Source organism: Streptomyces caeni (genome assembly GCF_042678285.1).
GTDB classification, from domain to species: domain Bacteria; phylum Actinomycetota; class Actinomycetes; order Streptomycetales; family Streptomycetaceae; genus Streptomyces; species Streptomyces caeni.
Genome location: NZ_JBHUDX010000006.1, coordinates 1 through 14,060 on the forward strand (window position 1 = coordinate 1; position 14,060 = coordinate 14,060).

Annotated in this window: 13 protein-coding genes and 1 pseudogene; 9 read left to right on the plus strand and 5 right to left on the minus strand. The window is 72.0% G+C overall.

Translation table 11 applies throughout. The annotated features are described in order from the left end of the window. Positions 1–634 (plus strand): annotated as a pseudogene (locus ACFSL4_RS02860) (hypothetical protein); the annotation flags it as partial. A gap of 48 nt (positions 635–682) precedes the next feature. Here the strand turns inward: ACFSL4_RS02860 and ACFSL4_RS02865 are convergent. Beyond that, on the minus strand, positions 683–2,014 hold the full coding sequence (locus tag ACFSL4_RS02865) for an ABC transporter substrate-binding protein (protein WP_381077976.1): 1,332 nt from the start codon (positions 2,012–2,014) through the stop codon (positions 683–685). Between the two features lie 171 nt (positions 2,015–2,185). Here ACFSL4_RS02865 and ACFSL4_RS02870 point away from each other — a divergent pair, with 171 nt between their 5' ends. Both ACFSL4_RS02870 and purU read left to right on the plus strand, forming a co-directional pair. After that, complete coding sequence (locus ACFSL4_RS02870; protein WP_381077978.1) at positions 2,186–2,632, plus strand: SCO4402 family protein; 447 nt, start codon at positions 2,186–2,188, stop codon at positions 2,630–2,632. A 66-nt stretch (positions 2,633–2,698) separates the two neighbouring features. Next, complete coding sequence (purU, locus tag ACFSL4_RS02875) at positions 2,699–3,580, plus strand: formyltetrahydrofolate deformylase (RefSeq protein ID WP_381077981.1); 882 nt, start codon at positions 2,699–2,701, stop codon at positions 3,578–3,580. Between the two features lie 16 nt (positions 3,581–3,596). Here the strand turns inward: purU and ACFSL4_RS02880 are convergent, their stop codons facing one another. After that, a complete protein-coding gene (locus tag ACFSL4_RS02880) occupies positions 3,597–5,000 on the minus strand; it encodes a zf-HC2 domain-containing protein (RefSeq protein WP_381078055.1) in 1,404 nt (467 codons plus the stop codon). Between the two features lie 179 nt (positions 5,001–5,179). Beyond that, complete coding sequence (locus ACFSL4_RS02885) at positions 5,180–5,758, minus strand: sigma-70 family RNA polymerase sigma factor (protein WP_381077984.1); 579 nt, start codon at positions 5,756–5,758, stop codon at positions 5,180–5,182. 369 nt (positions 5,759–6,127) lie between these two features. On the opposite strand from ACFSL4_RS02885, the gene ACFSL4_RS02890 reads away from it, so the two are divergent. After that, on the plus strand, positions 6,128–6,499 hold the full coding sequence (locus tag ACFSL4_RS02890; protein ID WP_381077987.1) for an STAS domain-containing protein: 372 nt from the start codon (positions 6,128–6,130) through the stop codon (positions 6,497–6,499). Between the two features lie 163 nt (positions 6,500–6,662). Next, the gene (locus ACFSL4_RS02895) at positions 6,663–7,175 is read left to right on the plus strand and encodes an EF-hand domain-containing protein (RefSeq protein WP_381077989.1); all 513 of its coding nucleotides are present in this window, start codon (positions 6,663–6,665) and stop codon (positions 7,173–7,175) included. On the opposite strand, the gene ACFSL4_RS02900 is transcribed toward ACFSL4_RS02895, so the two are convergent. Beyond that, positions 7,154–8,668, minus strand: coding sequence for a class I adenylate-forming enzyme family protein (locus ACFSL4_RS02900; RefSeq protein WP_381077992.1), 1,515 nt, complete (start codon positions 8,666–8,668; stop codon positions 7,154–7,156). The two genes, ACFSL4_RS02895 and ACFSL4_RS02900, sit on opposite strands and share 22 nt — an antisense overlap. 145 nt (positions 8,669–8,813) lie before the next feature. Here ACFSL4_RS02900 and ACFSL4_RS02905 point away from each other — a divergent pair, with 145 nt between their 5' ends. The 4 genes from ACFSL4_RS02905 (at position 8,814) to ACFSL4_RS02920 (ending at position 13,040) form a co-directional block, all read left to right on the plus strand. Continuing rightward, positions 8,814–10,007 carry an amidohydrolase family protein gene (locus tag ACFSL4_RS02905; protein WP_381077995.1) on the plus strand — a complete coding sequence of 398 codons (1,194 nt, stop codon included), beginning with the start codon at positions 8,814–8,816 and terminating at the stop codon, positions 10,005–10,007. After that, a complete protein-coding gene (locus ACFSL4_RS02910) occupies positions 10,007–11,158 on the plus strand; it encodes an acyl-CoA dehydrogenase (RefSeq protein ID WP_381077998.1) in 1,152 nt (383 codons plus the stop codon). The genes ACFSL4_RS02905 and ACFSL4_RS02910 overlap by 1 nt, the downstream gene beginning before the upstream one ends. Before the next feature lie 6 nt (positions 11,159–11,164). Further along, complete coding sequence (locus ACFSL4_RS02915) at positions 11,165–12,082, plus strand: acyl-CoA dehydrogenase family protein (protein ID WP_381078001.1); 918 nt, start codon at positions 11,165–11,167, stop codon at positions 12,080–12,082. 478 nt (positions 12,083–12,560) lie between these two features. Continuing rightward, the gene (locus tag ACFSL4_RS02920; protein ID WP_381078003.1) at positions 12,561–13,040 is read left to right on the plus strand and encodes an ATP-binding protein; all 480 of its coding nucleotides are present in this window, start codon (positions 12,561–12,563) and stop codon (positions 13,038–13,040) included. Between the two features lie 19 nt (positions 13,041–13,059). Here the strand turns inward: ACFSL4_RS02920 and ACFSL4_RS02925 are convergent, their stop codons facing one another. Next, the gene (locus ACFSL4_RS02925) at positions 13,060–13,986 is read right to left on the minus strand and encodes a cyclase family protein (RefSeq protein WP_381078006.1); all 927 of its coding nucleotides are present in this window, start codon (positions 13,984–13,986) and stop codon (positions 13,060–13,062) included. Positions 13,987–14,060 lie beyond the last annotated feature (74 nt).

Here is a 14,060-nt window from a genome sequence, read left to right on the forward strand (position 1 = left end):
CGGCCGGACCCGGTCCCGCGTGCCGCTCATCGCGGCCGTCGGAGTGGGCATAGCCGTCCTCGGCATCGGAGCCGGCGCCCTGCTCGGCGGCGGCAGCGCCGACGCCAAGAACGACGACAGCAAGAACGTCTCGGCGACGGGCCCGGCCGCGGACGCCTCGCAGCAGGCGGGCGGCGACCCCGCCAAGGCGCAGGCGGTCGCGCTCGACAAGCTCCTCGCCGACAGCGGCAACAGCCGCGACACGGTGATCAAGGCCGTCGCCGACGTCAAGGTGTGCCGGAACCTCGGCCGGGCGGCCACCGACCTGCGTGAGGCGGCCAAGCAGCGAGGCGGCCTGGTCACCCGGTTGTCCGGGCTCGCCGTCGACCGGCTGCCCGGCCACGCCGAGCTGGCCGAGGCCCTCAACAGCGCGTGGAAGGCGTCCGCGTCCGCCGACACCCACTACGCCGCCTGGGCCGACCAGACCGCGGGCAGGAAGGGCTGCCACAAGGGGCAGGCCCGCACCACCGGCCAGACCGCGCTGGGCAACCGGGCCAGCGGCACGGCCAGCACGCAGAAGGCCAAGGCCGCGCGGCTGTGGAACGTCATCGCGCAGAAGTACGGTCTGACCGAACGCCAGCCGACCCAGCTGTGAGCACGGGGGCGCGCCGCTCGCAGACCGGGCGGCGCATCCCCCGCCGCCTCAGACCGAGGTGTTCTCCAGGGTCTTCGACACGTTCACGAACCCCTTGCGGGCCGCCGTCAGCCGCCCGTCGCGCACGATCTGGAAGGTCACGTCCGAGTTGATCAGACGGGGGTAGTCGATGATCGCCGTCAGGTCCTGGACGCGCCACCTGAGGGGCGGGGTCAGGCCGCCGGTGGTGACCTTGAGGCCGTTGTCGAGGGCCGTGCGGATCGTGCGGGCGGACACCTCACCGTCGCCGAGCGATGCGACGACCTTCTGCAGGACCGTGTACGCGATCCATGTGGTCTGCACGCCCGCGTCCGTCGGATCGATCCGGTTGTCGCCGAACGCCTCCTCCCGGATCACCTTCTTCATCTGGTCCCAGCGCGGGTCCGACGCCGCCGGGTACCAGCCGGTGAGGTACGCGCCCTCGTAGGGCCCCGAGCTGCCGCCCGACGCGTCGATGACGGACTGGTCGACGCTGCCGAGCACGGACGCGGTGCGCACCGCCGGGTAGTCGCCGCTCAGACGGCGGAAGGAGTCCATGAAGGTCCCGGTGCGGTCGTCGAGCGCCGGCAGCACGCAGCCCTTCGTCCGCTGGTCGCCGGTCGCCCGGTGCAGCGCCTCCTGCGCCTGCTCGTCGAAGGCGGTGGCGTCCTCGGCGGCGCGCACGTCGACGGCCGCGTCGTGGCCGCCCGCCCTCAGCCCGGAGTCGAGCAGCAGCGGGAGCTGGTCGCCGGCGATGGTGTCGGGCCGCACCAGCGCCACGGGACCGCAGCTCTTGCCCAGCTGCTCGCCGAGCCCGGCCAGCAGCGCGGGCTGGCCCCCGTTGACCGGGTAGGAGAGCACGCTCTTGAACTCGTCGTCGGTGAGCCCGTAGCCCCCGATGTAAGGGATGCCCGCCGACTCCAGCGGGGAGAGGAAGGAAGACGCGTACTGGCTGTAGGAGCCGACGACGGCGGCGACGTTCTCCTTGACGGCGAGCCGGGCGCATTTCGCGGCGTCCACGTAGTCGTTGTGGTCGTTGCAGGTCAGCACGTCGAGCCGGCGGCCGCCCAGGCCGCCGTGCGCGTTGACCCAGCGCGCGTACGCCCGTGCCATCGCCGGCATGCCCGGTTTGTTGGTCGCCGAGGTCTTCTCCGGCGCCCACGTCATGACGGTCACGGTGCCGTCCCCGGAGCCCCCCGTGGTGCCGGGGACGACCCCGTATGCCGCGCCGATCGACCCGCACGCCACCAGCGCGCCCGCAGTCCACAGGGCCGCACGCACGCGGGGAGTCACGGCTTTTCGGGTGGATCCCGGAGTCCCGGAGCTGGTGGGGGAAGTGCTGGTGCGTCGCCTGCCGGTCATGTATAGGCACGATTCCGCCACACCCCTAACCCTCGTGTGACCACCGGTCAACGGCGGGTGACGTGGAGGTGAATTGCGGGGGCCGGTGATCTCGTTCCCGGCGGGAACGTACGATCGGGGACCGTGCAAGGTTCGGAGAACTCTTCCCGTCGCGGCCGTCGCTCATCCACCATGGGCGGCATGCCACTCAACGACATGCCGTGGTGGCGCTGGCGCAGCAATGTGCGTTCCGCGCTGCACATGCTCTCCGACCCGGTCTTCCAGCGGGACGTCTGGCTGGCGGGTGTCGACGGGTACGGCGACGTCACCGACGCCGTCTACCGCCTGGTCGAGGACACCTGGCTGGACAACTGGTCCGCGGAGAAGTACGTGGGCACGATCTTCCGCGACTCGCAGGAGGCGGCGCTCGTCGACACCGCCGTGCTGCGCGTGCTGCGGATCATGCACCAGGTGGGGCCGGACGCGCCAGTGCAGGCCTACCTCGATCACCACGCGTGGCCGGAAGCGGTGCGGGCGGCCCGCGACGCACATGTGCGGCTCACGATCAGTGACGGCGAGGACCCGGACACGCCGCCGCGCACGCTGGAGGTGCTGCGGATCCTCACGCGCTCCGCGTAGGCCCCGCGCCGTCCGGGTGGCGGGACACCGCCCCGCACCGCCTGCGGACATGAGACCCTGGCGTGCATGAACGAGCAGTCCACCCGACCCCCGGCCACCGCCGACCAGTACGTCCTCACCCTCTCCTGCCCGGACAAGCAGGGCATCGTGCACGCCGTGTCGAGCTATCTCTTCATGACCGGCTGCAACATCGAGGACAGCCAGCAGTTCGGTGACCACGACACGGGACTGTTCTTCATGCGGGTCCACTTCTCGGCCGAGGCTCCGGTGACGGTGGACAAGCTGCGCGCGAGCTTCGCGGCGATCGGCGACTCCTTCCGGATGGACTGGGCGATGCACCGGGCCGACGAGAAGATGCGCGTCGTCCTGATGGTCAGCAGGTTCGGGCACTGCCTGAACGACCTCCTCTTCCGCGCCCGCATCGGCGCGCTGCCGATCGAGATCGCGGCCGTGGTCTCCAACCACACCGACTTCGCCGAGCTGGTCGGCTCGTACACCATCCCCTTCCACCACATTCCGGTGACGAAGGACACCAAGCCGGAGGCGGAGGCGCAACTGCTCGCGCTGGTCCGCGACCTGGACGTCGAGCTGGTGGTGCTGGCCCGCTATATGCAGGTCCTCTCGGACGACCTGTGCAAGCAGCTCAGCGGCCGGATCATCAACATCCACCACTCGTTCCTGCCGAGCTTCAAGGGCGCGAAGCCCTACCACCAGGCGCATGCGCGCGGTGTGAAGCTCATCGGCGCCACCGCGCACTACGTCACGGCCGACCTCGACGAGGGCCCCATCATCGAGCAGGAGGTCGAGCGCGTGGGCCACGACGTCACGCCCGACCAACTGGTCGCCGTCGGCCGCGACGTGGAGTGCCAGGCGCTGGCGCGCGCGGTGAAGTGGCACGCCGAGCGCCGGATCCTGCTGAACGGGCGGCGGACGGTGGTGTTCGCGTAGGGCCGTCGCGGCGCTGCTACATCCGGCTGAGCGAGGCCGTTGCGAACAGCACGTCCGCGACCGCCTCCCGGTCACCCGCCTGCCCCGCGGCCGCCTCCTGCGGCGGCACACGGCCCGCGGCCAGGCGGCAGAACTCCATCACGTCGAGCACGACGTGCGCCACCTCCCGTTCGGCGGACGCGACCGAGCCGGGCGAGTCGAGGGAGATCAGCCACTCGCCGCCGCCCGCACCCTCGACCTCCAGACGCAGGCTGCGCCCGGGCTCGCCGGCGGGGACGAGGTGCCGGGTGCGGCCGGGCGGGGCCAGCCCGGCCCGCCGCCGTCTTGCCAGCACCGCCGGCAGCATCCGGGCCGCCAGGCCGATCATCCCGTGCAGATGGCGCGGGGCCGGCAACGGGTAGGGATAGTCGACGGCGTCCGCGATGTCTTCCGCGTGCACCCAGCACCCGAAGGCCCGATCCAGCATCGCGTCCCGCAACGGCAGTCCGAACCCGCCGTAGGAGACCACGACTTCCCCGGCCCCGGGGCGTTCCTCGGCGAAGGAGGCCGTCCGCACCAGGGCGTGGGTCTGCTTCCGCCACGGAGCCCGTACGGCGCGGGTCGGCGGGAAGGGCGAGGCGCGCCAGTACGCCTCCGTGCGCCCTCGCGGCGTGCCGTTCTCGCACGACGCGCCGCCGAGCGGGTCGTCGAGCCCCAGCGCGGCCGCCACCAGCCCGTCGACGGTGAGCAGATGGGCGATGACACCGGCGACTGTCGTACGCCGGCTCGCCGGTCCCCGGCCGTCGAACCACCGCAGCCGCACCGGCGCGTGCCACTCGGCGTCGCCCATGTCCCGCAGCAGCGCGTCCAGACGCGCGGTCTCCGTGTCGTACGGGGCCGCCCACTGCGGCACCGGGACGCGCGGGGCCCGCCGGCCGAGGCAGCTCTCCAGGACGCGGGCGCGCAGCCCCGGATCCAGGTCGAGGCTCTCGGCCGGGTGCAGCAGGCCCACGGCCTCGCGCAGCCGCCGCGCCTCGTCCGCGCACCGGCCGCACTCGCCGAGGTGCGCCTCGACGGCCTCGGCCTCCTCCGGCGAACAGGCGGCCAGCGCCCAGGCCCCGAGCAGGGACATCAGCACCCGGTGCTCCAGAACCGGCGGCACGGGCCCGAAGACGGGCGGCAACAGCACCGCGGTGTCCTCGGCGGAACTGCGCGGCAGCGGTATGCGAGGCGTCCACCCGGCATCACCGCCACCTCCACCCCCGGGGCGCACGGGCCCGCCGCCCCCGCCACCGGGGCCGGACGGGCCGGAGCCGCGGCCTCCGAGCCCGGACCGGCCGGAGCCGCTGCGCACGCACCCGCCACCGGGGCCGGACCTGCCGGACCCGCCGACCGCGTCCCCGGGCGGGTCGCCCCGCTCGTCACCCTCGCCCTCGGTCATGCCCTGGCCCGCCCGGTCCTCGCCCGCCCCACCCGGGCCCACGCCACCCCGGCGCAGGACGCCCGGTCCCCCGCCCGAGCGGCCCGCGCCGCAGGCCCGCCCCTCGTCCGCGCGGTTGCCGTACCCGCCCCGGCCGGCGCCCTCCTCCGCATCGTGGCGCTGCACGCGTTCCGCCCCGGTCACCGCGCCGCCCCCGGTTCGGGAGGGGGGTCCGAGGGGTCTTGGTCATGGGCCGTGGACAGGAGCTGGAGGCCGAGGCGGAGGCGGCGGCGGGCCTCGTCGTCCGTGATGCCGAGGTCGGCGGCGGTCCGGCGGTAGTCACGGCGCTGGAAGTACGCGCGCTCCAGGGCGGCGCGCAGGGGGACCGGCATCCAGTCGACGATGTAGTCGGCGCGGGCCGCGACGGAGGCGTGCCGCACCGTGCGCTCCAGGTCCTCCGGGGTGCCCCCGCTCCGGGCGAGCGCGGCGGTCTCGGTGGCGCGCAGCCGGCGTACGGCGAGTTCCTGGGTCAGCGTGGCGATCCAGGAGCGCAGGGGGCCCTGCTCCGGGTCGTAGGAGCCGGGGTTCTCCCAGATCCGGGCGAACACCTCGCGCGTGATGCCGTCGGCCGCGTCCTCGTCCCCGAGCACGCGGTGGGCGAGGCCGTGTACGAGCCAGGCGAACCGGTCGTAGCACTCGCCGAGCGCGGCGGCCTCACCGCGGGCGAGGCGCTGCTGAATCCCGCGGTCCCACCGGGGCGGTGCGTCCTTCCCCGCCATGCGGCCCCCTCACTCTGCTCGTCCTCGGTGCGCTGCGTGTTCCGTTCCGGTCCAGCCTGTGTCCTCCGCCTCCTCGAAATGTAGTCGGCACGGCGCACGGCGCACGCCCCTTTGTGGCAATGTGCGCCTCTTGACGGGCCGCAGGTGGTAGAGGCCGTGGGACGGTTGTGATCGGGGTGCCTCCCTGACGGGCCGCCGATCAGACCTGAACGAGCTAGACCGTTACCGATTGGATTGGCTCATCTGCCACACGCTTTCGATCGGCGGTTCGGTGTTTCATGGAAGGACGGTGGGGCAGCCGCGCTGACGGAAGCGTAAGAAGCGCTTCCGTTGTGGCGGGGGTGCGGGTGAGCGGGAGGCGTGGCGGCGATGTTCGAGGTGACCTACGAGGAACGTGGCCCGTGGGCCGTGCTCCGGGTGGCGGGCGAACTGGACCTGATGACGTCGCCCGCGCTGCGCCGGCGGGTGCACGACGCCGTGGCGGACGGCCGTCACCGGCTCGTCCTGGACCTGTCCGAGGTCGTCTTCTGCGACTCCAGCGGTGTCGGCGTGCTGATCGCCACCCGGCGGCTGATCCGCTCGTGCCGGGGCCGGCTCAGACTGGTCCTGCCCGGGTCCGGCGCGCCGGAGGGATCGCACGTCAACCGGGTACTGGCAGCCCTCGGTGTGCGCCGCCTCTTCGACGTCCACCCGGACCTCGGATCGGCCACCGACGAGCGGCCGAGCCCGCTGCCGGCGTGAGGGCACGGTTCGGTGAACGTCACGTCGCGGCACGGCCACACTGTTGTCCCAGAATTCCCGCAGTCTTGGTACAAGCGTCGTTTTCCGTCTCCCGAGAAGTCCCGGGCGTCGTACGCTCCGTGCGAGATGCACCCCGACGTCATGTAAGGCGGCCCGAGAACACATGGTCAGCACCGAGTACGAGCGCAGGATCGCCGCCCGCTTCGCCACCTTCGACCAGGACGGCAACGGCTACATCGACCGCGAGGACTTCAGCACGGCGGTCAAGGCGGTCCTCACCGAGTTCGGCACGGCGGCCCGGTCCGAGCAGGGGCAGGCCCTGTACGCCGGGGGTGAGGCGTTCTGGCAGGGCATGGCCGGGATCGCGGACCGGGACGGCGACCAGCGCATCACCCGCCAGGAGTTCGTGGGCGGGGCCGTCAAGCGGCTGCGCGACAACCCCGACCGGTTCGCGGAGATCGCACGCCCCTTCCTGCACGCGGCGCTCGCCGTGGCGGACGGCGACCGGGACGGTGCCGTCACCATCGAGGAGACCGTCCGCGTCCTGAGGGCCCTCGGGGTGCGGGAGGACGTCGCCGCGACAGCCGCCGCGGTGCTCGACACGGACGGCGACGGCAGGGTCGGCGAGGCGGAGATCGTGGCCGCGTTCGCGGGTTACTTCACCGTGCCCGAATAGCGTTCGCGCAGCTTGTACTTGAGCACCTTCCGCAGGGTCTCGTTGCGGGGAAGGGCGTCCACCACCTCCAGCTGCTCCGGCAGCTTGTGCACGGACAGCCCTTCCCCGCGCAGATACGAGCCGACCGCGGACAGGGTCAACTGCTCGGCCCCGGGGGGCTGCTCGATCACCGCGCAGACCCGTTCGCCGCGTTCCGCGTCGGGCAGCCCGATCACCGCGACGTCCTGGACCGCCGGGTGCTTGTGCAGCAGGTCCTCGATCTCCTTCGCCGAGATGTTCTCTCCCTTGCGGATGATGACGTCCTTGAGGCGCCCGGTCAGCACCAGGTGACCGCTGCCGGTGAGCCGGCCGAGGTCGCCCGTGATGAAGAACCCCTCCTCGTCGAACGCCTCCGCCGTCTGGTCGGGGTTCAGGTACCCCTGGCAGACGGCCTCCCCCCGCAGACGCACCTCCCCGTCGACGATCCGTATCTCCATCCCATCCGGCGGCCGCCCCTCCGTCGTCGCCAGGTGCTCCGCCGAGTCGTCCGGCGACCCCATGGTGATCATCGGCACCTCGGTCATGCCGTACCCGTGGGTGAGCTGCACGCCCATCTCGCGGACGACGGAGTGGTACATCTCGGGCGGCTTGGGCGCCCCGCCGCCCGCGAGCAGCCGCAGCGTCGGTACGACCGGGGCCCCCGGCCGTTTGCGCTGCTCGGCGAGGAACATCGCGTAGAACGCGGTGGATCCGCCGGCCACCGTGACCCCGTGCCTGCGGTAGCCCTCCAGCGCGTCCGGCAGCGCGAAGTGCTCGAACATCACCGCGGGGAAGCCGTACAGCAGCAGCATCACCGTGTAGTCGGGCCCGCCGATGTGCGCGTACGGGAAGGCGATCGAGCCCACGTCGTGAGCCGACAGGCGCAGCGCGTGGGCCAGGCAGGACCCGCCCGCGATCAGTGAACGGTCCGTGTGCAGGACGCCCTTGGGGTCGGAGGTCGTTCCCGAGGTCCAGTAGATCCAGCGGACCGACGTGCCCTCGGCGGGCGGGGGCGGCAGGACGGCCGGGTCCCCGTCGGGCAGGCCGTCCGCGCCGTACACCTCGAAGATCCCCCTCGCGCCCAGCCGCCGTGCCATCGCGGTGTGGTCGTGGCCCCGCCAGGTGCCCGGCACCGCGAAGAACTCCGCCTTCGACTCCCGCAGCGCGAAGCCGACCTCGCGGTCGCGGTAGAAGGGGATGATCGGCGTCTGCACGGCGCCCAGGCGTGCCAGCGCGAAGGACAGCAGGGCCGTCTCGATGCGGGTGGGCAGCTGCCAGGCGACCACCGTGCCCGGGCGCACCCCCCTGTCGTACAGTCCGGCGGCCACCCGCTCGGCCCGTTCGCACAGCTCGCCGAAGGTCAGGCGGCGGTCGTCCTGGAGCAGGACGGGCCGGTCGGGGGTGAGGGCGGCGCGGCGCGCCACCAGCTCCCAGAGCGTCCGGGACGTGCTCAACGCGTGCGCGGTCTCGTTCACGACGGCCCCATTTCCTGACTAACAGTCAGATCAAGGGCAGAGCGTAGGGCTCGGCGCCTTGTCGGTCCATAGGCGGGGGACTAGCCTTCTCGTACACATGAATCTGACGATCCATCAGATACGAGATGTCAGGCGGAGGGGACTCATGACGGAACTGCCCCGGATCATCAGCGTCGACGACCATGTGATCGAGCCCGCCCACCTCTTTGAGACCTGGCTGCCGGAGAAGTACCGCGACCGCGGCCCCAAGCCGCTCACGGCCGGGATCGGTGAGCTCGCCTACACCGGCGGCAAATACCAGATCACGATGGACCCGGACGGGCCGCCCACCGACTGGTGGATCTACGAGGACCTCAAGTTCCCGTACAAGCGCAACATCGCCGCCGTCGGCTTCGACCGCGACGAGATGACCCTGGAGGGCATCACCCGCGAGGAGATGCGGCGCGGCTGCTGGGACCCGGCCGAACGGCTCAAGGACATGGACCTCAACCACGTCGAGGCCAGCCTCTGCTTCCCGACCTTCCCGCGCTTCTGCGGCCAGACCTTCGCCGAGGCGCACGACAAGGACGTCGCCCTGGCCTGCGTGCGCGCGTACAACGACTGGATGGTCGAGGAGTGGTGCGGCGACAGCGGCGGCCGGCTGATCCCGCTGTGCCTGATCCCACTGTGGGACGTCGGCCTCGCGGTCGCCGAGATCCGGCGCAACGCCGCACGCGGGGTGAGGGCGGTGACCTTCTCCGAGATCCCCACCCACCTCGGGCTGCCCTCCATCCACTCCGGGTACTGGGACCCGTTCTTCGCGGTCTGCGAGGAGACCGGCACGGTCGTCAACATGCACATCGGCTCGTCGTCGCAGATGCCGGCCGCGTCCCCGGACGCCCCACCCGCCGTCCAGGCATCGCTCTCCTTCAACAACGCCATGGCGTCGATGATGGACTTCCTGTTCAGCGGGGTGCTGGTCAAGTTCCCGCGGCTCAAGCTCGCCTACTCCGAAGGCCAGATGGGCTGGATCCCGTATGCCCTGGAGCGCGCCGACGACGTCTGGCAGGAGCACCGCGCCTGGGGCGGCGTCCGCGATCTGATCCCCCAGCCGCCGTCGACGTACTACTACCGGCAGATCTTCTGCTGCTTCTTCCGCGACAAGCACGGCGTCGCGTCCCTCGACGTCGTCGGCCGCGACAACGCCACCTTCGAGACCGACTACCCGCACGTCGACTCGACCTTCCCGCACACCAAGGAGATCGCCCTCGACCATGTGAAGGGCCTCGACGACGAGACCGTCCACAAGCTCATGCGGGGCAACGCGATCCGCATGCTCGGCCTCGGCCTGGACCGCTAGTGGACCTCGCGCACTCGCCCGAGGAGGAGGAGTTCCGGGCCCGGCTGCGGGAGTGGCTGGCCAAGGTGCTCCCGACGCTGCCCCCGAAGCCGTCCCCCGGAAACTGGCCGGCCCGGCGCGCCTACGACCTGGGCTGGCAGCGGATGCTGTACGACGCCGGGTACGCGGGCCTGCACTGGCCCGTGGACGCGGGCGGGCAGGGGGCCACCCCGACCCAGCACCTGATCTTCCTGGAGGAGACCGAGAAGGCGGGCGCGCCCTACGTGGGGGCCAACTTCGTCGGGCTGCTGCACGCCGGACCGACCATCGCCGCCGAGGGCACGCCCGAACAGCGGGCGCGCTGGCTGCCGCCCGTGCTGCGCGGTGAGGAGGTCTGGTGCCAGGGGTTCAGCGAACCGGACGCGGGCTCCGACCTCGCGTCGCTGCGCACACGCGCACGGCGGGACGGCGACGCCTACGTGGTGAGCGGGTCCAAGATCTGGACCTCCCATGCCGAGGTCGCCGACTGGTGCGAACTGCTGGTGCGCACCGGCCCGGACGCGCCCAGGCACCGGGGCATCACCTGGCTCGCCCTGCCCATGGACGCGCCGGGCGTCACCGTACGGCCGCTGCGCACGCTGGCCGGGTCCGCCGAGTTCGCCGAGGTGTTCCTCGACGAGGTGTGGGTGCCGGTGGCCAACCGGGTCGGCGCCGAGAACGACGGCTGGCGCGTGACGATGGTGACGCTGTCCTTCGAACGCGGCACGGCGTTCGTGGGGGAGGTGGTGGCCTGCCGCCGCGTCCTCGGCGACATCGCGCGCGAGGCGCGCGGGAACGGCCGCTGGGACGACGCCTCGCTCCGGCGGCGGCTGGGCCGGCTGAACGCGGAGTTCCGTGCCCTGTGGCGGCTCACCCAGTGGAACGTGAGCGAGGCGGAGAGGACCGGCGGAGTGCCGGGCGTGGGGGGATCGGTCTTCAAACTGAGGTACTCGCACGCCCGTCAGGAGCTGTACGAAGCCGCCGCCGAGGTACTGGGACCGCAGGCCCTGGACCTCGACCGCCCCTGGGTGCTCGACCGGCTGTCGTCCCTGTCGTACACCATCGCGGCCGGCACTTCGCAGATCCAGCAGAACATCGTGGCCGAACGCATTCTGGGGCTGCCGAAGGGGTGATCAGCCGTGCACTTCCAACTGACCGACGACCAGCGGGCCTTGCGGGCCGGTGTGCGCGCACTGCTCACGGGCCGCTTCGGCCGGGAGTCGCTGCGCGCCGCCGTCGGGTCGCCCGGCGTGCTCGACCGCACGCTCTGGCGCGAGCTGGGCGAGGCCGGCTTCTTCGCGCTGCGGCTGCCGGAGGCGGACGGCGGGGTCGGACTCGGCCTGCCCGAGGCGGTGCTGGCGTTCGAGGAGGCGGGACGGGCGCTGCTGCCCGGTCCGTTGGTGGCCACGCATCTCGCGGCGGGCGAGGTGGAGGGCGCGGCGACCGGGGAGACGATCGTCGCGGCGCCGTACGGGGGGACCGTGGAGTGGCTGGCGCAGGCGGACGTCGTGCGGGGCGACGCGTCCGGGGCCGTACCCCTCACGTCGGTGGACCCGCTGACGCCCCTGCACCTGCTGCCCCCCGACCCCGAACCCCCGCCGGGCGGCGGGCCGGACGCCCCGCCGGGCGGCGGGCCGGACCCCCTCGCCGTGCTCCTCACCGCCGCCGAACAACTCGGCGGCGCCGCCCGGACCTGCGAACTGTCCGTGGAGTACGCCCGCACGCGGGAACAGTTCGGCCGGCCGATCGGCGCGTTCCAGGCGGTCAAGCACCTGTGCGCGCAGAGCCTGGTGCGGGTGGAGACGGCCCGCGCGGCGGTGTACGCGGCCGCCGTCACCGCCGACCCCCTGGACATCGCCGCGGCCCGCCTGCTCGCGGACGAGGCGGCCGTCCGCGGTGCGCGCGACTGCCTCCAGGTGCACGGCGGTATGGGCTTCACCTGGGAGTCGGATGTGCACCTGTTCCTGAAGCGTGCGTGGGTGCGGACCAACCGTACGAGTGCGAACACGGAAAGTGACGAACTGCTTGCGGCGGACCTGCTGTCGGAGCCCGTCTAAAGGCCCTCTGGTCAGGCGTTCTTCGCGTGCGGTCCGGTGAATGTCGCGGATTGTGGCAATCCGGGATCACGGAGCGTTGATACCGGGTTGTGTCCTACGCGTGACTTGTCACGGACTGGAGTCGGCGAAGGGCTCCGGTACCTTGTGTGAGATGCGAGTGGTTCCGAGTCTGAGCCATGCCGGTGCGGCCCCTGTGGCGGCGCCGGATTCGGCGATGCGCGCCGCTCGCGGGGCGGGGCGGGCCGTCGCACCTGCCTGTTCGACTCCCCGGGGCAAGCGTCGCACAGTATGCCGCACGCGTACTCCTTCGCGCTGGAATATGCCCGAAGCGCTTGTTGGGGTGACTGTACGTCAACCATGCTGTCATGCAAGGGAATCACGGTCCGTGATCCTGGTTCCTGCCATGCAGACAATGACCACGATCGTGGCCCTTGCGAGGCGCGAGGCGATGTGTCCGCCGGTTCGGATGGTGTGAGCGGTGCAGGTGCTTCAAGTGCAGCTGGAGATCCGGCCCGACCCCGCGGAGGTGGGGCGAGCCCGGAGGTGGGCTCGCTCGTGGCTCGCCGGGTCGGGGATAGGCGCGGACGAGCCGCTGTCCGAGACGCTGATCCTGCTCGTCTCCGAGCTGGTCACCAACGCCGTGGTGCACACCGGCTGCCCCGCCGTGCTGCGACTGCTGCTGACGGGCGTGTGCGAGGGCGCCCCGGGTGCCGGGTCCGGCGCCGTCCGCCTGGAGGTGGCCGATGCCAGCGCCTGCCCGCCGGTGCCCCGGCACGCCGCGGGTGACGAGACGGGCGGCCGTGGCCTGGAGCTCGTGGACGGCCTCGCGGACCGCTGGGGCTGGGACGCCGAGGGCGTGGGCAAGCGCATCTGGTGCGAGGTGGACCGCTGCGGAGCGGAGGCGGCCGGCAGGGTGGCCTCCCGCGGGACGGGCGCCCCGGTACCGGAGTTCGCGTAGGGCGCGGTGCGGCCGGGCCCTAGAGGATGGCGACCGGTGCCACGGGGGTGCCGGTCGCGCCGACGAACGGCTCGGGCATCGCCGACAGCAGGAAGGTGTAGCGCCCCTCTTCTCCACAGGCTGTGGACAACTCTTCGAGATTCCAGTTCTGGCCCTGCAGCATGCCCATCTCCACGAGGTCGAGCGCATGGACGGGCAGCCACAGATCCTCGATCTCGGGCGGGAAGATCTCGAATGTGAGCGTGTCATTGGCCACGGCGGCCACATCGCGCGCGTGGAACCACTCCGGGGTGCGCACCGACAGCCCCGGTGACGGAAAGCCGTAGGCCTGTTTGTCGCCCGCCAGACAACTCCGCATCTGTCCCGTCCGCACGAGCGCGATGTCGCCGGCCCGCACCCGCGTCCCGGCGAGTTCCTCGGCGGCGTCGAGGTCCTCCGGGGTGACCGCGTGCGACACGTCGAGCCGCTCCGTGCCCAGTGCACGCGGAATGTCCAGAAGGACCCCGCGGGAGACGATGTGCCGCGGCTTGTCGATGCCGCCGAACGCGGCGCCGCCGTGGGCGGTGACGGTGTCTGCCGGGCGTCCGTTATAGAGCTTCCCGGAGTGCGAGACATGGGTGAGCGCGTCCCAGTGGGTGGCCGCCTGCAGCCCCATGGTCACGGCGTCGTCGCTGCACGCCACGGTGCCGGGGCCGAAGATCTCCTGGTTGATCTGCACCATCACGTGCAGCGGGTTGACCCGCCCGGGGATGACGCCGGTCTGTACGCCGTCCTGCTGGAGCGGGAGGGCCAGCGGAACGCGCCGCCCGCTGCGCACACAGGCCGCGGCCTGCCTGACCACCTCGTCGGTGATGAGGTTCAGGGTGCCGATCTCGTCGTCCTCCCCCCAGCGCCCCCAGTTGTTCACGCGCTTGGCGATCTCGTGGAACTCGGCAGGCAGTGACATCGGTCCTCCCCGGGGCTTGTCTGAAGGCGTCCGGCCGGACATAAAATCTAACGGTCCGTCAGAAACCGCGGGAA

Excerpts from the sequence above, each read along its gene's own strand:
- ACFSL4_RS02865 (WP_381077976.1), bottom strand. The coding sequence starts at position 2,014 with ATGACCGGCAGGCGACGCACCAGCACTTCCCCCACCAGCTCCGGGACT.
- ACFSL4_RS02870 (WP_381077978.1), top strand. The coding sequence starts at position 2,186 with ATGGGCGGCATGCCACTCAACGACATGCCGTGGTGGCGCTGGCGCAGC.
- purU (WP_381077981.1), top strand. The coding sequence starts at position 2,699 with ATGAACGAGCAGTCCACCCGACCCCCGGCCACCGCCGACCAGTACGTC.
- ACFSL4_RS02880 (WP_381078055.1), bottom strand. The coding sequence starts at position 5,000 with ATGACCGAGGGCGAGGGTGACGAGCGGGGCGACCCGCCCGGGGACGCG.
- ACFSL4_RS02885 (WP_381077984.1), bottom strand. The coding sequence starts at position 5,758 with ATGGCGGGGAAGGACGCACCGCCCCGGTGGGACCGCGGGATTCAGCAG.
- ACFSL4_RS02890 (WP_381077987.1), top strand. The coding sequence starts at position 6,128 with ATGTTCGAGGTGACCTACGAGGAACGTGGCCCGTGGGCCGTGCTCCGG.
- ACFSL4_RS02895 (WP_381077989.1), top strand. The coding sequence starts at position 6,663 with ATGGTCAGCACCGAGTACGAGCGCAGGATCGCCGCCCGCTTCGCCACC.
- ACFSL4_RS02905 (WP_381077995.1), top strand. The coding sequence starts at position 8,814 with ATGACGGAACTGCCCCGGATCATCAGCGTCGACGACCATGTGATCGAG.
- ACFSL4_RS02925 (WP_381078006.1), bottom strand. The coding sequence starts at position 13,986 with ATGTCACTGCCTGCCGAGTTCCACGAGATCGCCAAGCGCGTGAACAAC.